21 protein-coding genes are annotated in these 19,639 nt (G+C 62.9%); 8 read left to right on the forward strand and 13 right to left on the reverse strand.

Annotated features, from left to right (window positions below):
- Window positions 1-8: 8 nt before the first annotated feature.
- Window positions 9-1,682: an arylsulfatase gene (locus C8K61_RS13535; protein ID WP_108096779.1), complete on the reverse strand. Its 1,674-nt coding sequence runs from the start codon at window positions 1,680-1,682 to the stop codon at window positions 9-11.
- Between the two features lie 318 nt (window positions 1,683-2,000).
- Between C8K61_RS13535 and C8K61_RS13540 the strand changes: the two genes are divergently transcribed.
- On the forward strand, window positions 2,001-2,213 hold the full coding sequence (locus C8K61_RS13540) for a type II toxin-antitoxin system HicA family toxin (RefSeq protein WP_108096780.1): 213 nt from the start codon (window positions 2,001-2,003) through the stop codon (window positions 2,211-2,213).
- Window positions 2,214-2,227: 14 nt separating this feature from the next.
- The gene (locus C8K61_RS13545) at window positions 2,228-2,635 is read left to right on the forward strand and encodes a type II toxin-antitoxin system HicB family antitoxin (protein WP_108096781.1); all 408 of its coding nucleotides are present in this window, start codon (window positions 2,228-2,230) and stop codon (window positions 2,633-2,635) included.
- A 181-nt stretch (window positions 2,636-2,816) separates the two neighbouring features.
- Here C8K61_RS13545 and C8K61_RS13550 read toward each other — a convergent pair whose 3' ends face one another.
- The 6 genes from C8K61_RS13550 to C8K61_RS13575 form a co-directional block, all read right to left on the reverse strand.
- Window positions 2,817-3,920: a hypothetical protein gene (locus C8K61_RS13550; protein ID WP_256589426.1), complete on the reverse strand. Its 1,104-nt coding sequence runs from the start codon at window positions 3,918-3,920 to the stop codon at window positions 2,817-2,819.
- 10 nt (window positions 3,921-3,930) lie between these two features.
- A complete protein-coding gene (locus tag C8K61_RS13555; RefSeq protein ID WP_108096782.1) occupies window positions 3,931-5,082 on the reverse strand; it encodes a Xaa-Pro peptidase family protein in 1,152 nt (383 codons plus the stop codon).
- A 78-nt stretch (window positions 5,083-5,160) separates the two neighbouring features.
- Window positions 5,161-6,012, reverse strand: a complete 852-nt coding sequence (locus C8K61_RS13560) for an ABC transporter permease (protein ID WP_108096783.1) — start codon at window positions 6,010-6,012, stop codon at window positions 5,161-5,163.
- The gene (locus tag C8K61_RS13565; RefSeq protein ID WP_108096784.1) at window positions 6,009-6,869 is read right to left on the reverse strand and encodes an ABC transporter permease; all 861 of its coding nucleotides are present in this window, start codon (window positions 6,867-6,869) and stop codon (window positions 6,009-6,011) included. Before C8K61_RS13565 ends, C8K61_RS13560 begins: the two co-directional genes overlap by 4 nt.
- A gap of 1 nt (window position 6,870) precedes the next feature.
- Window positions 6,871-7,986, reverse strand: coding sequence for an ABC transporter substrate-binding protein (locus C8K61_RS13570; RefSeq protein WP_108096785.1), 1,116 nt, complete (start codon window positions 7,984-7,986; stop codon window positions 6,871-6,873).
- A gap of 64 nt (window positions 7,987-8,050) precedes the next feature.
- A complete protein-coding gene (locus C8K61_RS13575; RefSeq protein WP_178086452.1) occupies window positions 8,051-9,151 on the reverse strand; it encodes an ABC transporter ATP-binding protein in 1,101 nt (366 codons plus the stop codon).
- Between the two features lie 131 nt (window positions 9,152-9,282).
- Between C8K61_RS13575 and C8K61_RS13580 the strand changes: the two genes are divergently transcribed.
- On the forward strand, window positions 9,283-10,176 hold the full coding sequence (locus tag C8K61_RS13580) for a LysR substrate-binding domain-containing protein (RefSeq protein WP_108096786.1): 894 nt from the start codon (window positions 9,283-9,285) through the stop codon (window positions 10,174-10,176).
- Between the two features lie 74 nt (window positions 10,177-10,250).
- On the opposite strand, the gene C8K61_RS13585 is transcribed toward C8K61_RS13580, so the two are convergent.
- Window positions 10,251-10,607 (reverse strand): cupin domain-containing protein, encoded by a 357-nt coding sequence (locus C8K61_RS13585; protein WP_256589427.1) that lies wholly within the window; start codon window positions 10,605-10,607, stop codon window positions 10,251-10,253.
- Window positions 10,608-10,631: 24 nt separating this feature from the next.
- The gene (locus C8K61_RS13590; RefSeq protein WP_108096788.1) at window positions 10,632-12,029 is read right to left on the reverse strand and encodes an FAD-binding oxidoreductase; all 1,398 of its coding nucleotides are present in this window, start codon (window positions 12,027-12,029) and stop codon (window positions 10,632-10,634) included.
- A gap of 176 nt (window positions 12,030-12,205) precedes the next feature.
- On the opposite strand from C8K61_RS13590, the gene C8K61_RS13595 reads away from it, so the two are divergent.
- Both C8K61_RS13595 and C8K61_RS13600 read left to right on the forward strand, forming a co-directional pair.
- Window positions 12,206-13,039, forward strand: a complete 834-nt coding sequence (locus C8K61_RS13595) for a nuclear transport factor 2 family protein (protein WP_108096789.1) — start codon at window positions 12,206-12,208, stop codon at window positions 13,037-13,039.
- 78 nt (window positions 13,040-13,117) lie between these two features.
- The gene (locus C8K61_RS13600) at window positions 13,118-14,593 is read left to right on the forward strand and encodes an aldehyde dehydrogenase family protein (RefSeq protein ID WP_218277814.1); all 1,476 of its coding nucleotides are present in this window, start codon (window positions 13,118-13,120) and stop codon (window positions 14,591-14,593) included.
- Between the two features lie 11 nt (window positions 14,594-14,604).
- Here the strand turns inward: C8K61_RS13600 and C8K61_RS13605 are convergent, their stop codons facing one another.
- Together C8K61_RS13605 and C8K61_RS13610 are read right to left on the reverse strand one after the other, a co-directional pair.
- Entirely contained in the window at window positions 14,605-15,417 is an 813-nt protein-coding gene (locus C8K61_RS13605) for an alpha/beta fold hydrolase (RefSeq protein WP_108096791.1), read from the reverse strand.
- A 29-nt stretch (window positions 15,418-15,446) separates the two neighbouring features.
- Window positions 15,447-15,968: a hypothetical protein gene (locus C8K61_RS13610; protein ID WP_256589428.1), complete on the reverse strand. Its 522-nt coding sequence runs from the start codon at window positions 15,966-15,968 to the stop codon at window positions 15,447-15,449.
- A 236-nt stretch (window positions 15,969-16,204) separates the two neighbouring features.
- Here C8K61_RS13610 and C8K61_RS13615 point away from each other — a divergent pair, with 236 nt between their 5' ends.
- Entirely contained in the window at window positions 16,205-16,531 is a 327-nt protein-coding gene (locus C8K61_RS13615) for a hypothetical protein (protein ID WP_108096792.1), read from the forward strand.
- A gap of 55 nt (window positions 16,532-16,586) precedes the next feature.
- On the opposite strand, the gene C8K61_RS13620 is transcribed toward C8K61_RS13615, so the two are convergent.
- Window positions 16,587-17,393: a cyclase family protein gene (locus C8K61_RS13620; RefSeq protein ID WP_108096793.1), complete on the reverse strand. Its 807-nt coding sequence runs from the start codon at window positions 17,391-17,393 to the stop codon at window positions 16,587-16,589.
- Window positions 17,394-17,455: 62 nt separating this feature from the next.
- Here C8K61_RS13620 and C8K61_RS13625 point away from each other — a divergent pair, with 62 nt between their 5' ends.
- The gene (locus C8K61_RS13625; RefSeq protein WP_108096794.1) at window positions 17,456-17,851 is read left to right on the forward strand and encodes a carboxymuconolactone decarboxylase family protein; all 396 of its coding nucleotides are present in this window, start codon (window positions 17,456-17,458) and stop codon (window positions 17,849-17,851) included.
- A gap of 17 nt (window positions 17,852-17,868) precedes the next feature.
- Here the strand turns inward: C8K61_RS13625 and C8K61_RS13630 are convergent, their stop codons facing one another.
- The gene (locus C8K61_RS13630; RefSeq protein ID WP_108096795.1) at window positions 17,869-18,318 is read right to left on the reverse strand and encodes a helix-turn-helix domain-containing protein; all 450 of its coding nucleotides are present in this window, start codon (window positions 18,316-18,318) and stop codon (window positions 17,869-17,871) included.
- 97 nt (window positions 18,319-18,415) lie between these two features.
- On the opposite strand from C8K61_RS13630, the gene C8K61_RS13635 reads away from it, so the two are divergent.
- Window positions 18,416-19,624, forward strand: a complete 1,209-nt coding sequence (locus C8K61_RS13635; RefSeq protein WP_108096796.1) for an MFS transporter — start codon at window positions 18,416-18,418, stop codon at window positions 19,622-19,624.
- Window positions 19,625-19,639: the final 15 nt, after the last annotated feature.

Genomic DNA, 19,639 nt, shown 5'->3' on the forward strand with positions numbered 1-19,639 from the left:
AACGCGGCTCACAACGTCCTTGGCTGCCGCGTAAACAGCCGCACAAGGCCGCGCCCCACCTCACGCAACAACCGCCCGCCGAAGCTGAAGTCGAGCACCCCGGTTTCATCCACATAACGTTGCCAATGCTCGACCAACGCGCGCAGGCGTTCCGGTTCGGCATCGGCCAGGTCGTGGATTTCGCCGGGGTCGCGTTTGAGGTTGTAGAGCTGCCAGCGGCCGGGGCCATCCGGTTTGGGAATGTACAAGGCCTTCCAGTCCCCTTGGCGCATGGCACGGGCGCGGAACAGTTCCCAGCCGGTGGTTTCGTCCTGGCTGTGGGGCAGTTCCTGGTGGCCTTGCAGATACGCCAGCAACGAACGGCCGCGAATCGGCAGCACCTCGCGGCCTTGATAACGGCTGCCAGGGTGACTGGCGCCGGCCAGTTCCAGTAGCGTCGGCACGATATCCATGACCGTGGAAAACTCATGGCTGATGGTGCCCTGTCGCTGTAGGCCCGGCCAGGTGATAAACGCCGGCACGCGGATGCCGCCCTGGCTGGTGAACAGCTTGAACTGGCGCGACGGCGCCGTGGCTGCCTGGGCCCAGCGCGGGCCATACCAGACATACGAGTTGGCGCGACCGACGTTATCCAGACTGTTGTCGTAGTGTTTGCCGATAAAACGCTGGGCGCGCTTGCCGACGATGGGCAGCGCTTCCAGGGCAGCACCTTCGGCACCGTTGTCGGAGAGGAAAATCACCACGGTGTTGTCCAGCTCGCCGCTGGCGCGCAAGTGTTCGACCACCCGGCCAACGTTCCAATCCAGGCGGTCGACCATGGCGGCATACACCTCCATGGCGCGCGCCGATTGTTGCCGCCCCTCCTCGTCCAATTCATGCCAGTTCGGCGTGTTGGCCACCACTGGGTGCGCCTCGACATCGGCCGCCACCAGGCCCAGTTCCTTGAGTCGCAGCAGACGCTGCTCACGCAAAACATCGGGGCCGCCGTCGTAGCGGCCTTGGTATTTGGCGATCAATTCATCCGGCGCCTGCAGCGGAAAGTGCGGCGCGGAAAAGGGCAAATAGGCAAAGAACGGCCGGTCGTCATCCGCCGGGCGTTCACCCAGGTAGTCGAGTAGGCGCGTGGTGAAGGCGTCGGAGGAGTAGAAGTCTTTGGGCAGCTCGGTGAGTGGCTCAAGGCCGTCGCGGTAGGTGCCTTCCACCGCATGCAGCAGGCGCGGCATTTTGTGCGCGGGTACGTCGGGTGCCCAGCCGTAGTGGTTATGCGCGGCGCCTTCAAGAATGAACGCTCGCTCGAAACCACGCGCCGCTGCCGAGGTTTCCGGCGTGCGTCCCAGGTGCCATTTGCCGGAGATCAGCGTGTGGTAACCGGCATCGCGCAAGAGCTCGGCAATGCTGACCACGCGTTGGTTCAAGTGGCCTTCGTAACCGGGATTACGGCGGATGGTTTCGTCGCTGAACTCCGCCATCGCGCCGATGCCAGCCAAGTGGTGGTCAGTGCCCGTGAGCAGCATGGCGCGGGTGGGTGAACAGGCCGAAGCGGCGTGAAAATCGGTTAGGCGCAAACCGGCGCTGGCCAGCGCATCAAGGTTCGGCGTGTCGATCTCGCCACCAAAGGCACCGAGGTCGGAGAAGCCCAAGTCATCGGCGACAATCAGCAGGAAATTCGGGCGTTTGCTCATATTAAATTCAGGACCAATGCGTTTTAGCGATAAGAGCAGCTATTAAAGAGAGCGCTCGTGATCACTGGCCAGTTCCTTTCCTGAATATTTTTGATGCTTTTTTGGCATGTATCAGCAGGGCGTGCCTCCTCTGAATGTGCCCACTTGCGACCACCAACACGCCACTGTCCGCGACCTTTACCTCATTCAGAAAAGATAAATCACACGTCCTTTGCATATCGGAGCGGCAGTTTCGTTTGGCTGAACAGGAATACTCGGTGGGTATAGTGTTGATAAATCTTCAACGGTGGTTATTATACCCACCAGCAGGAAGCAGAAATGGGCAGCAAAAATAGCCGCAAGCTGATAGCAACGGTCATGGCCGATGGTTGGTATCTGGTTCGGGTCACGGGAAGCCACCATCACTTTAAACACCCCACAAAGAGTGGCTTAGTAACGATTCCTCACCCGAAAAAAGACTTACAGATCAAAACGGTAAACAGCATTTTGAAACAAGCTCAGCTCACCCTGACCGGCGCATTTTTAGCTTAGAAGGAAACCAGACCATGCTTTATCCAATCGCAATCCTTCCCGGTGATGATGACCACGCCTGGGGGGTTGAAGTACCCGACATCCCAGGCTGTTTTTCGGCGGGCGATGATCTAGACGATGCGATGGCCATGGCGCGCGAAGCCATTGAAGGCCATTTGCAACTGCTGGCCGAAGAGGGTGGCGCTATTCCGATCGCCAACAAAGTAACCGTACACGCAGCAAACCCCGACTTTGCTGGCTGTATCTGGGCGTTGGTGGATATCGACGTGACCCAATATATGGGCCGCGCCGAAAAGCTGAACATCACCCTGCCGGGTTACCTGCTCAAGCGTATTGATGACTATGTGAAAAGCCATCCGGACCAAAAAAGCCGTTCGGGCTTTCTGGCAAGCGCAGCGCTCAAAGTACTGCAGGGCGCTTGAACAACAAGGGCGCGCCACTGCTCCGGCAAAAGGACGACACCGGCCTCGTAGGAGCGGCTTTAGCCGCGATGCTTCTGGCATGTCCACCCAAGCCCCACCTTTTCCAGGCCCGGCCAATCGAGGCTGAAGCTTCTCCCACAAGGGTCGCGGTCTAGCGTGGGAACGCTTCTGCCGCGATGCGTTAGAACCGCCACCCCACTTTCTCCAACGCTTGCGCCAACGCTTCAATATCCGCCTCACTACGCCCGGCAAACGCCGGCATATACGCCAACGGGTCCGGCAGGCTTGAGGCCTGGCCGATAAACCCTTGCGTGGCGGCATGCAGGCAGTAGGCGCTGTAGGCCGGGTTGTAGCCGCCCTCCTGCACCACCAGCAGCCGTCCTTCGCAGAGTTCGTCGGCCAACTGTCGAGCACGTTGGGCCAGGTGGTTGAAGCCTTGCATGGTCAGCAACTGGCGGCCGTTGGGGTCGAACTGCGAGGCGTCCAGGCCGTTGGCGATGATCAGCAGTTGCGGTGCGAACGCTTTGATTGCCGGCGCCACAAACCGCTCGAAGGCCATCGCGTAGGTCAAGTCATCGGCGCCCATCGGCAGCGGGATATTCAGGTTGCTGCCCTCGCCCGCGCCTTCGCCACGCTCATCCACCGCACCGGTTTGCGGGTGGCTGGGGCCCCAGGCGCCGTGGTCCATGTGCAGGGAGATGGTCAGCACCGTCGGGTCGGCATAGAAGCCGGCCTGGGTGCCGTTGCCGTGGTGCACGTCCCAGTCGACGATGGCCACGCGCTCCAGGCCCGCAGCACGCGCGGCCTGAGCCGCCACGGCCACGTTGTTGAAGAAGCAGTACCCATCGGCCATGGCCGGCGCCGCGTGGTGGCCTGGTGGGCGCACCAGGGCCATGGCCGGACGGCGGCTGGCCAGGGTTTGCTCCAGGGCCGCGATGCTGGTACCCGCGGCAGCCAACAAGCCGGACAGGCTGCCAGGATTCATCAGCGTGGTGCTGCTGAAACGCCGGCCACTGCCATCGGCGCTTTCGATACTGCGCAGGTAATCTGCCGTGTGAAAGCGCAGCAGCTCGGCCTCGCTGGCGTGCCGCCCGGCATGCCAGGCCAACTGCTCAGCCACCGGGCCATTGCGCAGTACCGCACGCATGTTGACCAGGCGCGGGCTGCTTTCCGGGTGCTGGGTCTGGTGGTCCAGCAGGTCACTGGGCGGCGCTTCGAACACGCCAAACCCGGTGTCGTGGCGCAGTACGTCGTCGTGCCAGAACACATCCATTGCTTTGCTCATGCCGTGTTCCTCAGTCGATCACGTGCAGCTCGGGTGGAATCTCCGAGAGGCTCTGCGAGCCGTCTTTGCCGCACAAAACGGTGTCGCCCAATTTCAGCCCAAAGCCTTCTTTGTACAGCGACAGGTTGGGTTCGATGGAGAACGACATGTTCGGCTGGAACACATGGTCATCGGCTTCGTCGACCATCATCGCTTCCAGCCAGGTCGGCGGGTACGCCAGGCCCAGGCTGTAGCCGATGCGGTGCACGCGGGTACGCGACAGGTCGATGCGGTCGAGAATCTCGTTGCACACGCGGTTGGCCTCGCCCACCGGGGTGCCCGGTTTGGCGATATCGACGGCGGCGTTGAAGGCTTCGGTGAGCAGGGTCGACACCTCACGCACCCGTGCGGTCGGCTTACCGATGACCGCGGTGCGCATCAAAATGGCGTGGTAACGGTTGCACACCCCGGCGTGCTCGAGGATCACCACGTCACCCGGGCTGATGGTCAGGCGGTGCGGCATGGCGTGGGTCATGGTGCTACGCCGGCCGGTGGCGCACATCGGGCTGATGGCAGCGTACTCGCTGCCGGCATCACCCAGGGCTTTGGCGACGATGCCGGAGATCTGTACTTCCGACATGCCCGGACGCAGCGCTTCAAACGCGGCGCGCATGCCCTGGTCGGCCATGCGTGCGGCGCTGCGTTGGTATTCGATTTCTTCGGCGGTTTTGATCAGCCGCTCTTCTGCCACTACCACCGAAGCATCTTCAAAATGGGCGTGCGGCATATGGCGCAGCAGCGTGGTGTATTGCAGCGCGCTGAAGGTCGAAGCCTGCATTTCCAGGCCGATGCGGCCCTGGCTCAGGCCCAGGCCTTCAAGGGAATCGGCGACGATGCGCAGCGGGTCCTGCTTGGCGATGTCGTAGAAGATGCCCTCTTCCAGGCACGACAGTTCGTAGGTGCACGGCTCTTCGCTGGTGCGGGTGAGGAAGATCGGGTTGGCCAGTTTCGGCGAGATGATCAGTGCCTGGTACCAAAGAAACCCCAGGCTGTCGAAACCGGTCAGGTAGTTGATGTTGTCCGGGTAGTTGATCACCAGCGCATCGAGGCCACGCTCGCTCATGCGGCGCTTAACGGCTTCGATACGTTGACGGTAAGTGCGCAGTGGAAAAGCAGTCATCATGAGGAATCCCTCCTTAGGGAAAAGGTGCTTGGTGTGTTCTGGTTTTTTTACTGAGTAATGCGTTGAAGCCTGGGCCGGCTAGCGGCCCGGTGATGAGCTGTGGTCATGCCGGTACATGCGCACCAGCAACACCACCAGGGTGATCAGTACCATCACGGTGGACACCGCGGCGATGGCCGGGTCGAGGTTGTAGCGCAGGCCATCCCAGATGCGCTTGGGCAGGGTGATCACGTGCAGGCCGCTGGTGAACAGGGTCACCACCACCTCCTCCCAGGACATGATGAAGGCCATGAAAAAACTCCCGGCCAGGCCGCCCCGCACGTTGGGCATCAGCACCTGGCGGATGGTCATGCCCAGTCCGGCGCCGAGGGAGCGCGAGGCTTTGTACAGGCTGGTGTCGAGCCGGCTGTAGGCCACCAGCATGGCGATCAGCGAGTACGGCAAGGCCATCATCAGGTGGCCGAAGCCGACGCCGATCAAGGAGTCCAACTGCTGCACCCGCGCGCCGAGGTAATAAATCGACATGGCCGACACCACCTGCGGCACGATCATCGGCAGCAGCACAGTGGCGGTCAGCAGCACGCGGTAACGCGGCTCCAGCCAGATGCCGGTGGCGAACAGAAACGACAGCACGGTGCTGACCACCCCCACCCCCACGGCCAGGCCGAGGCTCTGCACAATCGAGCTGAGCCAGGCACTGTCGAGCAACGTCAGGTAGTGGCGCAGCGACCAGGCACCGTCCGGGAACGACAGGTAGCGCTGGTCACCGAACGACAGCGGCACGATCACCAGAATTGGCAGCAGCAGAAACAGCGCAGCCAACAACAGGGCGGCCAGCGACAGCAACTTGGCAATATTCAGCGGCGGCTTGTAGCCCCGAGGCGCGGCAATCGCCACGCTGGCGCTGCTCAAGGTGCGTACCGTACTCATGCCTGCCTCCCGGTAAAGCGGCCGAAGCCGACCAACTTGCCAAACACCACGGCGCACACCGCCACCATTGCCATCAGCACGATGCTCAGTGCCGCGCCCAGCCCCCAGTTGGAGAGTTGGAACATCTGGATATAGATACTCTCGGCCAGCATCGCCGCCTTACCGCCGCCCAGCAGCGCCGGCGTGACGAAGCAACCGAGGCTGAACACGAACACCGTCGCCGAGGCCGCTGCCACGCCCGGCAGGGTCAGTGGCAAGAACACATCGCGCAGGCTCAGCCAGCGCCCTGCCCCCAGGCTGCTGGCCGCCCGCAGCAGGCGGTCATCGACCTGGCTCATCGACGACAACAGCGGCAATACCGCGTACGGCACCATGAAATGCACCATGCCGATCAGCGCGCCCAACTCGTTACGCACCAGCGCCAGGGGTTCGTCCACCAGCCCCAGGCCCAAAAGGCCCTGGTTGATCAGGCCGTCGTTGCGCAGCAGTACCAGCCAGGCGAACGCACGAATCAGCATCGACAGCCAGAACGGCAGCAGCACGAACAACTCGATCATCAGCCGCCCACGCGCCGAGGCAAATCGCCAGCGAAAGGCGATCAGGTAGGCGATGGCCACGCTGATCAACGTAGTCAGCAGGCAGATGCGCAAGGTGCGCCAGATCACCGCCTGAATCGCCGCGCTGTCGACAATGGCCGCATAGTTCTGCAGGCCGACCTTGGGCAGGCTGAGGCTCCAGCCCAGCACACCAAGGGTCGGCAACAGGTAACCGAGCAGAATCAACAGCGGCAGCGGCAGAATCAGCAGCGCGTAGATGCGCAGCGTGCCCTGCCCGGCTCTTCCTTTGGCAATGGCCATATCAACCACCAATCAGCGCCAGGTAACGGTCGAGGGTTTCGCTGTAGTGGTCGGCGTACCACAGGTTGTTCATCGACACCTGTTTGCTCAGGTTGTCTGGCGCCGTCGGGTTGATGCGCTGCAATTCGGCGGACAGCAGGCTGTTCACCTTGGAGTCGACCGGGCCCATGTTGTAGACCTCCATCAGCCGCGCCTGCACTTCCGGGCGCAGGGCGTAGGCGATGAACTTCATCGCGTTGGCGGCGCCAGCGGGATTGTTTTTCGGCACGAACCACACCGAAGGGGCGACGATGGCGTTGTCGAAGGTCCAGTCGATGGCACCGCCGGTGTCCTGCTTCACCAGCTCGGCGCGGGTGTGCCACATCTGCCCCATGCTCACTTCACCGTCACGCAACAGCTGCTGCGACTCGGCGCCGGTGGACCAGTGGGTTACCACGTGCGGCATCAGCTCTTCGATCTTGCGCAGGGCGCGGTCGACATCCAGCGGGTACAGTTGGTCGGCCGGCACGCCGTCGGCCAGCAGTGCGCATTCGAGGTTGGCGCTCATCCATTTGTACAGGGTGCGTTTGCCCGGGTACTTCTTCACGTCCCAGAAATCGGCCCAGCTTTTCGGCGGATTTTTGCCGAATTTCTTTGCGTCATAACCGATCACGTAGCTGTAGGTGTAGTTGGCCAGGCCGAACTCGTGGATGTCGCCGTAGCCGATCAGCGACTTGTCGACCACGCCGTAATCGATGGGCGCCAACACCCCCTCCTTGCCCAGGCGGTAGGAGGAGTACATCTCGCCGTCGCACACATCCCAACGCACCGCGCCGCTGTTCACCTGGGTTTTCACCGCGCCTTCGGTGGGGCCACTGCCATCGACCATCAGCTTCAAACCGCTGGCGGCGTTGAAGCCGGAGAAGCTCTTTTCAAACGCCGGCACCGCATCGCCACCCCAGTTCGCCACCACCAGCGAACCGCCATCGGCGAAGGCGTGACGCAGCGGCCCCATGCCGGCGGCGGCCGCCATCAAGGCCATCAGTTGGGTGAAGCTGCGGCGGCTGAGGGTGCCGGCTTGCAGGCGCTGCTGGGCGATGTCTACGGCGTCGTCGATAAAGCGCTGTTGGTCTTTCATCCTAGATTCCCCTTCGAGAGTGGCGGCAGGTGATCGAGCTGTTGTTTTTAGGAATGCGGCTGTTTTAGTTGGAAATCAGATGGCCATGCTGCTCGGACCAGGCGCACCAATACGGCTGGCCTTTTTCCACGCTGCGCAGCAGCGGGTGGCTGACCGGAATGCGCAGTGCCATGGCCTGGGCATCGACGGTGCGCAAGTCGACGCTGACATGGGTACCCAGGTAAGTGAGGTGCTCCATGTGCGCCACCACGCCATTGCCGATGCCGGCCTGGCTGAAGGGCTGCAGGTCGACATGCTCCGGGCGAATCGCCAGCCAGCTGCTGCTGCCGGCGACCGGCAGCGAGCGTTGGTCGGCCTGGCTGACGCGTAACGGGCGGCCCTGGTAGCTGCACACCACGCCATCGTCCTGGCGGCTGATGCTGTCGACGCCAAGCAGGTTGGTGTCGCCGAGAAAGTTGGCGACAAAACGGCTGGCTGGGCGCTCGTAAACCTCTTGCGGCGTACCCAGTTGTTCCAGGCGGCCGTGGTTGAACACCGCCACCCGGTCGGACAGCGCCAGGGCTTCTTCCTGGTCATGGGTGACGAACACAAAGGTGGTGCCGAATTCTTTGTGCATGCGCGCCAGTTCCACCTGCATTTCCTGACGCAGGCGACGGTCGAGGGCGGACAGCGGTTCATCGAGCAGCAGCAACGGCGGTTCGAATACCAGCGCACGGGCCAGGGCCACCCGCTGTTGCTGGCCGCCGGACAACTGCTGAATGCCGCGCTGGCCTTTGCCCTCCAGACCTACCCGTTCGAGCATGCGCCCGACACGCTCGGCGATCTGCGCCGGCGGTACTTTGCGCACCTTGAGCGGGTAGGCAATGTTCTGCTCCACGGTCATGTGCGGGAACAGCGCATACCCCTGGAACACCACGCCGAAATTGCGCTGGTCGGCGGGCAGCCCGGTGATGTCCTGACCATTGCAGAGAATCTGCCCTTCGCTCGGCTGTTCGAAGCCGGCGAGCATCATCAAGGTGGTGCTTTTTCCCGAGCCGGAAGGGCCCAGCAGGGTGAGAAATTCGCCGCGCTTGATGTGCAGCGTCAGGTCGCTCAACGCACGGGTTTCGCCGTATTGCTTGCCCAGCTTCAGCAGGTCGACGAAATGCTCATGGGGAACCGACATGGGAACTACCTCGTGTTCGATGGGCGCTTGGCGCCGTCTTGTGACCCTATCGTCACGGCAAATTTAATTGACATCAAATGATTTGTTTTCTAGGTTTCGTGTGAATTCAATTCACATAAAAATTACCCGCCATGCACCTGAAAGCCACACGCCGCCTGCCTTCGCTGATCGCCTTGCGCGCTTTTGAAGCACTCGTCAGGCAAGGCAGCACGGGGGCTGCAGCGCTGGAGCTGCACGTCACCCACAGCGCCATCAGCCACCAGATCAAGAAGCTGGAAGAAGAATTGGAAGTAGCGCTGGTGGAACGCCACGGCAAGGGCGTGCACCTGACCTCGGCCGGGCGCAAGCTCAGCCAGTTGGTGAATGGTGCGTTCGAGCAATTGCGCGATATTCAGACCGCCCTGCCCACCGCCACCCCGGCCGGCAATTTGCGCATCGCCTGCGCGCCGGCGCTGCTCGCGCGCATCTCCGGCATGCTCGATCGTTTTCTGCGTGACTACCCCGATGTGGCGTTGCATCTGCTCTCCATCGAACACGCCAATCAGGGCGTGGACATGGTGATTTCGTTCGGCGACAGCGAAGTGGAAGGCCAGCGCATTGCCGCGCTTGGCGACATCCTCTACTTCCCGGTGTGCAGCCCGCGCCTGCTCAATGGCAGCGAGCCCTTGCGCAAACCCCGCGACCTGGCGCGCCAGGTGCTGCTGCACGAAGACGATGGCCACGACTGGAGCCGCTACTTTCTCGCCGCCGGCATCCCCAGCCTGCAAGGCCGGCAGAACATCTACCTGCCCAACGCCTCGCTGACCATCGGCGCCGCAATTGCCGGGGCTGGCATCACCATCAGCGACCATATTCTGGCCGGCGAGCAACTGGCCCAAGGCACATTGATTCGCTTGTTCGATATCGAGTTTCCGGCGCCGCATCCCTACTTCATCATCATGCCGCCGCGCGGGGCCAACGAGCTGGCCAAGGCGTTTGCGGATTGGTTGGTAAGGGAGTTGGAGTTGATTGAGCGGGTGGGTTGAAGAGAATCGCGGCTAAAGCCGCTCCTACGGCCTGCACAATCCTGTAGGAGCGGCTTCAGCCGCGAAGCGATCTATCACCCACGCAAAATCATAAAAACCTTGCGCACCTTGGTCAGGTTCTCCCACGTCCCCTTAAACCCCGCCGCCACCACAAACGTATCCCCGGCATTGAACTCGCGGCTGACCCCCTCGCTATCGGTCAAGCGCACCTGGCCTTCGAGCAGGTGGCAGAGTTCGTCGTAGTCACACTCGCAGCGTTCCAGGTGCGGTGGCGCTTCCCAGATGCCGGCGGTGGCCTTTTTATCGGGCTCCACAAAGTGCCGCCAGCTGCGGGCGGTATAGGGGGTGTCGACGGCCTGCGGGTCGTTGGTTTCGAACTCCACCGGGGCCAGTTGCGGGTTGGCAAAATCAATAACGTGTTGCGGGGTCATGGTCGTGTCCATTGGGCGTAGAAGTCAGGAATCGAAGCCAATGCCCAGAGCATCGAAGCCCTTGAGCAGCAGGCTGCGTTGGCCAGTGCGGTCTTCCTCGGCGAGCGCGCGCTGCGCCAGGCTGATGCCGGCATAACGCAGCGGCTCTGGCGGAAAGGGAAACGGCGCGGTGGAGGTCATCGCCAACTGGGTGCGCTCGCTGCTGATGCCTTCGAGCAGATCGAGCAGGGACAGGGCGGCAAAACGGCTGGCCGACACGCCCTGCCCGGTAAAACCCAAGGCATAGGCGACCTGGCCATTGGCGGCGGTGCCGGTGAACATCGTGGTGCGCGCCGAGGTGTCGATGATGCCGCCCCAGGCGTGGCTGAACGGCACCTCGGCCAGGGCCGGGAAGGTCGCCTGGAATTGTTCGGCCAGGCGCAGAAAACTTTGCGGGCGCTGGGTCAGCGCTTCGTCGCGCTGGCTGCCGTAGTGGTAGATGGCGTCGTAGCCGCCCCAGAGCATGCGGTTGTCGGCGGTTTTGCGCAGGTAGTGGAACTGGTTGCCGCTATCGGCAATGCCGTAGCGTTCGCGCCAGCCGATGGCGGCCAGTTGTGCGTCGCTCAGCGGTTCGGTGACCAACGCATAGTCATAGATCGGCACCACCGCCGATTTCAATTTGCCCAGAAGCGGCGGAGCAATGTTGGTGGCCAATGCCACTTTGCCGGTTCTCACCGTGCCCAGGCCGGTGCTGAGCAATTGTTGATTGCCGTCTTGGCGCACGCCGGTCACCGGTGAATGCTCGAACAGCTGCACGCCCTGCTCCAGGCACACACGGCGCAGTTCGCCGACCATTTTCACGGGGTTGAGCAAGGCGTAATTGGGCTCGAACACTCCGGCCACATAGGCGGGCGAATCCAGGCGGGCCTTGAGTGCGTCGCCCTGGAGAAACTCGCAGTCGATGCCAAAGCGCTGGTAGTTGCGCTGCATGGCGTGCAAACCATCCACCTGCCAGGGCTGGCTGGCGACGTTGAGTTTGCCGGCCAGTTCGAACTCCACCTGCAGGCCGAACTGCTGCAAATCCTCGGAGAAGGCACTGAGGTTGTCGCGGCCCAAGCGTATAAGTTGCTCGGCCTCGTTCGGCCAGCGGCGCAGCGCATTGCCCACCCCGTGGGAAATGCTCGGCGCGCAGAAACCACCATTGCGCCCGCTGGCTTCGCTGCCGCACTGCCCGGCTTCGAGCACCACGATGCTGGCCTGCGGCCAACGTTGGCGGGCGAGCAAGGCGGTCCACAAACCGACGAAGCCGCCACCGACAATCGCCAGGTCGGCACTGATGTCCGCCGCCAGCCGCGGCGCCGGGTCGACGCTGGTGCGGGTCTCCAGCCAATAGGGATAAGGCCGGGCCGCAGACAACGCCTGCTGAGGAGAAATGGCTGGCATGCACAGGTGCTCCGTAACGAAGGGATGGGCATGTTCTAAAGGAAAGCGCGGTGGGTTTACGAGGGCGTGCGCCTTGCAGCGGGCACGCGCGGAAATCTGCCGGTTCTGGAATACTGCCTGGCGCGCGGTGCTCGGCAACGCGCCGCGCCACCTGAATTCGTGTGCTGGAGCCTGTTGTGAAAGTCCCTGATTTGCCCACCTCGCCCACCTTCCACGCCGACCCCGCCGGGACCACCACCCATGCCGTGATCCTCGCCTACCACCAGGCCTGGAAGCAGCGTGACCTGGATGCCCTGATGGCCCTCTACGACCCGTCCATCGACTACCACGACCTGCTGCAAAACCGCCGCATCAGCCACGCGCAACTGCGCGACTACCTGGCGGCGAGCATGCCCGTCGGCGCCGAAGAATTGCAGACCTACACCGAACGTTTGCTGATTGATGGCGACACCGCCGTGCTGCAATACCAGGTCACCCTCAAGGGCAGCGATGGCCTGGTGTCGCTGAATGCCATCGAAGCCTTGTCGGTGCGCAACGGGCTGATCTTCAAGGTCAACGAATACGCGGTACTGGTCAGCAACGCCACGCAGAAACCCGCCGCCCGCGAACGCGCCGACACGGTCAGCCGCCTGGGTTTGTCCGCGCGCCAGGTGGGCGCCCTGGCCAACGACCTGCAGCAGTATTTCCAGCAGAGCAAGGCCTACCTCAACCCGGCGTTGGACCTGCCGCAAGTAGCCGCCGCCACCGGCTACACGCGCAACCAAATCTCGTTTTTCCTCAACCAGGTACGCGGCCAGAGCTTCTACAGTTTTCTCAATCAACTGCGCCTGGCCGAGGTACTCGAACGCATACAAGCCGATGCCGCACCGGCGCGCATCGACGAGCTGGCCCAAGCTGCCGGCTTCAACTCGCTGTCGACCTTCTACCGCTGTTTCAAGCAACACACCGGGCTGTCGCCCAAGCTGTACCTGCAGCAAGCCCATCGCAGCGGACCCGCTGCAACGCCATAGCAACAAGCGCCCTCTTCATCGCCACCGCAGCCGACGCTAGGCTCGGTGCTTTTGGCGCCCGTGGACGGAGAAATGGCAATGCGCGAACACCTGTATATCGATGGCCAATGGCTGCCCGCCAGCAGCGGCGAACGGTTTGCCGTGTACAACCCGGCGACCGAAGCGCTGCTGCACCAGGTCGCCGCAGGCGATGCCCGGGACATCGACAAAGCAGTCGCTGCTGCCCGACGTGCCTTCGATCAAGGCCCCTGGCCGACCCTCAGCGGCGCCGAGCGCGCGAGCTACCTACGGGCCATGGCGGCCTACCTGGAAAGCCGCAAAGAACAGCTGATCCACCTTGAAGTGCTCGACAACGGCAAGCCGCTGGCCGAGGCGCAGTGGGACGTCGCCGACGCCATCGGCTGCTTCGAGTTCTATGCCCAGATGGCCGAAACCCTGAGCAGCGAAGGCCAGCCCCTGGCCCTGCCGGACGAGCGTTTTCGCTGCCATACCGTGCGCGAACCGATCGGCGTCGCCGGGCTGGTCACGCCGTGGAATTACCCGCTGCTGATGGCCGCCTGGAAAGTCGCCCCGGCCTTGGCCGCCGGCTGCACCGCGGTGTTAAAACCCTCGGAAATCACCCCGCTGAGCGCCCTCGAACTGGCCGCTGCCGCCGAAGCTGCCGGCCTGCCCAATGGCGTGCTCAACGTGGTCACTGGCCTGGGCCCCGACTGCGGTGCGCCCTTGAGCGCCCACCCCGGCGTGGACAAACTGGCCTTCACCGGCAGCGTGCCCACCGGCCGGCGCATCATGCAGGCCGCCGCCCAGGACCTGAAAAACATCAGCCTGGAGCTGGGCGGCAAATCGGCGTTTATCGTCTTCGATGACAGTGACCTCGATGCCGCCGTGGAGTGGGTGCTGATGGGCATCTTCTTCAACCAGGGCCAAGTGTGCTCCGCCACCTCGCGCCTGTTGGTGCAAGAAGGCCTCTACCCACAATTGATCGAGCGCCTGGTGGCCCAGGCCAAACAGATACCCATCGGCGACGGCCTGGCCGACGGCACCCTGCTCGGCCCGCTGGTTAGCGCCGGTCAATACCACAAAGTGCTCGAGGCCATCGCCCAGGCCCAACGTGACGGCGCCACCCTGCTGTGCGGCGGCCAGCGCCCGACGCACCTGGACGCAGGCTGGTTCGTTGAACCGACGATTTTCACCGACGTGCCCGCCGACAGCGCCCTGTGGTGCGAAGAAATCTTCGGCCCGGTACTGGCCGTGCGCACCTTCCACGACGAAGCTGACGCCATCGCCCAAGCCAACCACAGCCACTACGGCCTGGCCGCTGCGGTGATGTCCGCCGACACCGCCCGCTGCCAACGTGTGGCCCGCGCGCTGCGGGTCGGCATCGTCTGGATCAACTGCTCACAACCCACCTTCGTCCAGGCCCCTTGGGGCGGCTACAAACAAAGCGGCATCGGCCGCGAACTGGGCGAATGGGGGTTCAGCAACTACCTGGAAACCAAGCAGATCACCGAATACACCAGCACTGAGGCGTGGGGGTGGTACGTGCGCGGGTGACGGCCGGCGCCTCAACCCGCCGCCAACTCCCGGCAAATTTTCGGCGCCGCGTCATACAAGCAAGAGTAGTGGGAAAGCCCTGCGCCTCGGTGAACACCGCTGGCGCCGGGTAACCTGGCGGCAAGGGAGTCGGCCATGCCGATGGGCGACCAGTTGTCGTCGCTGCCATGCCACAGGTGAACGCTGGTTTCGCTGCTGAAAACAGCGGGTGACCAGGGTGCAAGAAACAGCTGGATGTCTCGGCAATAACCGTTGACGCCGCTGCTGAAACTCTCCGCCAGCACACCCTCGATAAACTGCTGAAACGGCTGCTGACCTGCCAACTCCTGGTCCTGCCCTTGTGCGCTGGCGAACAACATGCGCCTCAAGGTCGGGGCAAAACGCGGAGCCAGAAAGGCTTGCCAGCGGGCCAGCAGTTTGAACAGCCAGGGCTGACGCTGCGCGAGGGTGAACACAGCTTTGCCGGCCATGGCGTCGAGAAAGTTGCCGTGCTCAAGCGGCGCCACTGCCGCAACCAAGTGGATGTTTTTCACCCGGCCAGGCAGGCGACAGGCCGTCTCCAGAGCAACATGAGTGCCAATGGAAAAGCCGATGAAATCGACGCTGGCGCCGGCCACTTTCTCGTCAATAGCGGCGGCCAACTGCCGGTAGTAGGCGTCGCCGTCCAGGTCGGCGGCAACGGCAAAGCGCTCGAAGCACAGCACGCGCAAACCCTGTTGTTGGGCGAATTCGTCGAGCACGGCGGCTTCACTGGGGGCGCCCGGCACACCGTGGAAATACACCACGGGTTTGCCGGTAGCACGGCCGTATTCAGTGCAGCGCATGGCGACTCTCCAACCTGGGGCGGTGGCTTCTACTTGACGAACTTATGGCAGGTAATGCCGGTGTCGATGCGCATCTTTTCAATCGGCTCGATGCTCTGCTGCTCGCCGAGGGTTTTGATCGCGCCCAGGCCGCAGTAGGTTTGGTCACTGGTAAAGATCGGCAGAATGCCCGTTTTGGGTTGCGTCCAGGAGCCGGTCTTCAAGGTGTAGGTCGCGCCCGCTTCGGGTGTCACGGCAAAGAACATCCGGCAGGCGCCACCGAATACTTCACGGCGGTAGTCGACGATCAGCGGTTTGCCTACCGCCACTTGCGCCTGGACGAAACCGTCCTTGGCCGGCAATGGCGTGTAGCCGGCGTAACAGCCGGCCGGGTTGAGGTTCATGATTTTCAGATCGGTGACGCCATCGTCCAGCACCCGTACTGTCGCCGACGGTTCATCGGCGCGGGGGAATACGTACTGGTCGCCCATCGTCAGCGACGTGCATCCCGAAAGGCCCAAGGCCGCCACTAACACCGCACCTGCACACACCCGTTTGTCCATGCTGACCATCTACTGCTCCCTGCTTACTCGGTGATTGAACGTGGGGCGCGATGATACGGGATGAGTGTGTGGGCACGCCGATAAAACCGTCGCAAAGGCCGACAGCGTCTGCGCCGGTCGGCCATATGGCGCCGTGCAGTTCATCGGCAATCTCTTGATAACAAAGGTTTTTGCGCAGCTAGTAGTGCCGCCTTCGGCCAGTTGCTGTGTAAAATCCGGCGCCCGTTACTGTAGGAGACAATACGTTGGCCATTCACTTCTCCGCGTCCCAAGACAGTGTTGCATGTGGACGCACAGGCGCGAGCCTGACCAGCACTCAGGACGTCACCCAGGTTTCATGCAAGTTGTGCCAGCGCTCGCTGGAAAAAGGCGCCGTCGAGCCGGTGCGCAAGACCCCGAGCCTCGCCGACCTGCGTGCCGCGGCAAAAGCGGCGAAGGCTGCACAAGCGGCCGCCGAGCAAGCCAAACCGGCCACCCTCAGCCCGCGCGCCGAATGGCAGCAGCGCCTGGCACAAATGCCGGGTAAGAACCGCCTGCCACGTGGCATCGCCGCGCGCCAAGGGTTTATCTGATAGTCATGGACCGCAGCACGCTGCGGTCCTTATCGGTACGGTTCGCGTGCCTCACTCAAGGCAAAATCGCGAACACCCGCGCGGGAAACCCCGTGCCCTTTTCGATCTTGGGAAAACTGACTACTGCCAACGCGCCAGCCTCTGGCACCTGGTCGAGGTTGGCCAGCAGTTCGATCTGGTAGTGGTTTTTGCTGAGGATGTACGACTCCAGCGAGTAGTCATCTTTGCTGGTGGCAAGGCCTGGATCGGTATCGGTGGTTTCATGCCCTGAAGCTGTGATCTTGCGGGTCTCGTACAAGTACACCAGCACCTCTTTGCTCCAGCCCGGATAGTGGGCCACGCCCTGGGCGTCGGCGTTCTGGATCTTTTCCTGGCTGGGCCAGCGCTTGGACCAATCGCTGCGCAGCGCCACGAAGGCGCCGGCGGGAATCGTGCCGTGGCGTTTTTCCCAGGCCTTCACATCGTCGAGGGTTACCGTGTAGTCCGGGTTCTTCTCGGCCTGGCTGTGAATGTCCAACACCACCAGCGGCAGCAGTTGCTCCTTCACCGGAATCTCATCGACCGTGCGCAGGCCCTTGTGGAAGTGCGCGGGCGGGTCGACGTGGGTGCCCCACTGGCCGACATGGGAATACAGGTCGACCTGGAAGCCATCCTTGTCGATGGTGTAGAGGGTTTTGCGCTGCGCCGGCTCGAAGCCTTTCCAGTGCGGAATCTGCTCGTTGTAGCTGTGGGTCAGGTCCACCCAGGTGTGGCTCTTGAGCGAGTCGTAAACCTTCCACAAACCGGGTTCGGCGGCGCCGGCCGGCAGGGCATACAGCGGCAGCAAAGCGGTGGCGGTTATCGCCAGGGTGCGCAATGACATCTGTTCCTCTCCTTGGTAGCGTTGAAACACGTCGACCAATGAAAAATATTAGGAATAAGAACATGACGTCCAAGCACTTTATCGAATATGAAAATGCCAATTCGCGTGTACGCGCGGTCTACGACGACATCAAGCAAACGCGCCAGGTCGACCAGGTGAACAACTTCTGGAAATGCCTGGCCGCCCACCCCGACAACCTCGAACGCACCTGGCAAAGCCTCAAGCAAGTGATGGCCCCCGGCGCCCTGGATGCGCTGACCAAAGAGCTGATTTACGTGGCCGTCAGCGTCACCAACAACTGCCAGTACTGCATCGCCTCGCACACCGCCAGCGCGCGCAAGGCCGGTATGACCGATGAGATGTTTGGCGAACTGCAGGCGGTGATCGGCATGGCCAACGAAACCAACCGCCTGGCCGTTGGTTACCGCGTGCCGGTGGATGACGCGTTCAAGGACTGAGCGATTTCGCCGAGCCGCTAGGCCTCGACCTTGATCACCTGGGTATCTGCCGCCAGCACCGGCGCGCCGTCGCGGGTCGTCGGCGTCAGCGGCGCCAGCGTTTGCCCGGTGCGGGTGTCCACCAGCTGCGAGTGCATCTCGCCTTCGGCAAACAGTTGTCCCTCGCCCCATTGCCGTAACGCCACCAGCAGCGGGAACAGGCGCTCGCCGCGCGCCGTCAGCACGTATTCCTGATACGCACTGCCAGCGGCCACGGGGCGGGTGGTGAGGATGTCAGCCTGGACCAGTTGACGCAGCCGGTCGGCGAGAATATTGCGAGCCACCCCAAGGCTGCGCTGGAAATCGCTGAAACGGTGAGTGCCGTCGAAGGCATCACGCACGATCAACAGCGACCACCGATCACCGATCAGATCAACAGAGCGGGCCACTGGACAGTGTTCTACCGGCTCGACTGGGGTATTGGGCATGGGCATTCCTGGCAGGTCGTAATGGACGCTTTGGTTGCACTTTAAAACCAGAACGCCTAGCCTTCAAATGGTTTTAATTTGAAACCATGTGAAGCCCATGAACAGTGCATGCCCCGCGTTATCCCCCGCCGCCCCACCCGTCCAGGCAACCACCCCGCGCGCCCTGGTGCTGCTGTTCGCGGTGGCCAGCGGATTAAGCGTGGCCAATGTGTATTACGCCCAGCCATTGCTGGATGCCCTGGCGCGCGACTTTGCCATCAGCTCCAGCGCCGTTGGCGGGGTGATCACGGCGACGCAACTGGGCTGTGGGTTATCGCTGTTGTTCCTGGTGCCATTGGGTGATCGGCTGGATCGCCGTCGCCTGTTGCTCGCTCAGTTGCTGGCCCTGGTTGTAGCGCTGGCGACCGTCGCCCTGGCGAGCAACACCGGCCTGTTGTTGCTCGGCATGCTGGCCATCGGTCTGCTCGGCACCGCCATGACCCAAGGCCTGATCGCCCTCGCCGCCAGCACCGCCTCGGTCGCTGAACAAGGGCGGGTGGTGGGCACTGCCCAGAGCGGTGTGTTTATCGGCCTGCTGCTGGCTCGGGCGTACGCCGGAACGGTCAGCGACCTCGGCGGCTGGCGCAGCGTCTATGCACTGGCGGCGCTGCTGATGCTGGCCCTGGCTTGGCTGCTGTGGCGCCGGCTGCCGAACTCGAAAGGCCAGACGACGAACATCAGCTACCGGCAGCTACTGGTGTCGATGCTCGGCTTGTTGCGCCATGACCGGATGTTGCACACCCGCGGCATGCTGGCACTGTTCATGTTCGCCGCGTTGAATATTTTCTGGAGCGCCCTGGTGCTGCCGCTGAGCGCACCGCCCTATGGCTTCTCCCACAGCCAGATCGGCGCCTTTGGCCTGGTCGGGGTGGTGGGAGCACTGGCCGCCTTTCGCGCTGGCGCCTGGGCCGACCGTGGTTTTGCCCAGCGCACCAGCGGCGTCGCGCTGCTGGTCTTGCTGCTGGCCTGGGCGCCGTTGGCGCTGATGGGCCAGTCGCTGTGGGCGCTGGTGCTGGGCATCATCTTGCTCGACCTTGGCGGCCAGGCCCTGCACGTGACCAACCAGAGCCTGATCCTGCGTAACCACGCCGATGCACCTGGGCGGCTGATCGGCTTGTACATGCTGTTCTACGCCGTCGGCAGCGGTATCGGCGCCCTGGCCAGCACCCTGACCTTTGCCCACTTCGGCTGGTACGGCGTGTGCCTGCTGGGCGCCGCCGTGTGCCTGCTGGCGCTGATTTTCTGGGCGAGCACGCGTGCGCGATAGGCCTTTCTGAATGCA

Source organism: Pseudomonas sp. GV071, assembly GCF_003050835.1.
In the GTDB taxonomy this organism is placed as follows: Bacteria; Pseudomonadota; Gammaproteobacteria; order Pseudomonadales; family Pseudomonadaceae; genus Aquipseudomonas.

What these genes read in the sequence shown, in the direction of transcription:
- C8K61_RS13535 (WP_108096779.1), bottom strand. Translation starts at nt 1,682, where the DNA reads ATGAGCAAACGCCCGAATTTCCTGCTGATTGTCGCCGATGACTTGGGC.
- C8K61_RS13540 (WP_108096780.1), top strand. Translation starts at nt 2,001, where the DNA reads ATGGGCAGCAAAAATAGCCGCAAGCTGATAGCAACGGTCATGGCCGAT.
- C8K61_RS13545 (WP_108096781.1), top strand. Translation starts at nt 2,228, where the DNA reads ATGCTTTATCCAATCGCAATCCTTCCCGGTGATGATGACCACGCCTGG.
- C8K61_RS13550 (WP_256589426.1), bottom strand. Translation starts at nt 3,920, where the DNA reads ATGAGCAAAGCAATGGATGTGTTCTGGCACGACGACGTACTGCGCCAC.
- C8K61_RS13555 (WP_108096782.1), bottom strand. Translation starts at nt 5,082, where the DNA reads ATGATGACTGCTTTTCCACTGCGCACTTACCGTCAACGTATCGAAGCC.
- C8K61_RS13560 (WP_108096783.1), bottom strand. Translation starts at nt 6,012, where the DNA reads ATGAGTACGGTACGCACCTTGAGCAGCGCCAGCGTGGCGATTGCCGCG.
- C8K61_RS13565 (WP_108096784.1), bottom strand. Translation starts at nt 6,869, where the DNA reads ATGGCCATTGCCAAAGGAAGAGCCGGGCAGGGCACGCTGCGCATCTAC.
- C8K61_RS13570 (WP_108096785.1), bottom strand. Translation starts at nt 7,986, where the DNA reads ATGAAAGACCAACAGCGCTTTATCGACGACGCCGTAGACATCGCCCAG.
- C8K61_RS13575 (WP_178086452.1), bottom strand. Translation starts at nt 9,151, where the DNA reads ATGTCGGTTCCCCATGAGCATTTCGTCGACCTGCTGAAGCTGGGCAAG.
- C8K61_RS13580 (WP_108096786.1), top strand. Translation starts at nt 9,283, where the DNA reads ATGCACCTGAAAGCCACACGCCGCCTGCCTTCGCTGATCGCCTTGCGC.
- C8K61_RS13585 (WP_256589427.1), bottom strand. Translation starts at nt 10,607, where the DNA reads ATGACCCCGCAACACGTTATTGATTTTGCCAACCCGCAACTGGCCCCG.
- C8K61_RS13590 (WP_108096788.1), bottom strand. Translation starts at nt 12,029, where the DNA reads ATGCCAGCCATTTCTCCTCAGCAGGCGTTGTCTGCGGCCCGGCCTTAT.
- C8K61_RS13600 (WP_218277814.1), top strand. Translation starts at nt 13,118, where the DNA reads ATGCGCGAACACCTGTATATCGATGGCCAATGGCTGCCCGCCAGCAGC.
- C8K61_RS13605 (WP_108096791.1), bottom strand. Translation starts at nt 15,417, where the DNA reads ATGCGCTGCACTGAATACGGCCGTGCTACCGGCAAACCCGTGGTGTAT.
- C8K61_RS13610 (WP_256589428.1), bottom strand. Translation starts at nt 15,968, where the DNA reads ATGGTCAGCATGGACAAACGGGTGTGTGCAGGTGCGGTGTTAGTGGCG.
- C8K61_RS13620 (WP_108096793.1), bottom strand. Translation starts at nt 17,393, where the DNA reads ATGTCATTGCGCACCCTGGCGATAACCGCCACCGCTTTGCTGCCGCTG.
- C8K61_RS13625 (WP_108096794.1), top strand. Translation starts at nt 17,456, where the DNA reads ATGACGTCCAAGCACTTTATCGAATATGAAAATGCCAATTCGCGTGTA.
- C8K61_RS13630 (WP_108096795.1), bottom strand. Translation starts at nt 18,318, where the DNA reads ATGCCCAATACCCCAGTCGAGCCGGTAGAACACTGTCCAGTGGCCCGC.
- C8K61_RS13635 (WP_108096796.1), top strand. Translation starts at nt 18,416, where the DNA reads ATGAACAGTGCATGCCCCGCGTTATCCCCCGCCGCCCCACCCGTCCAG.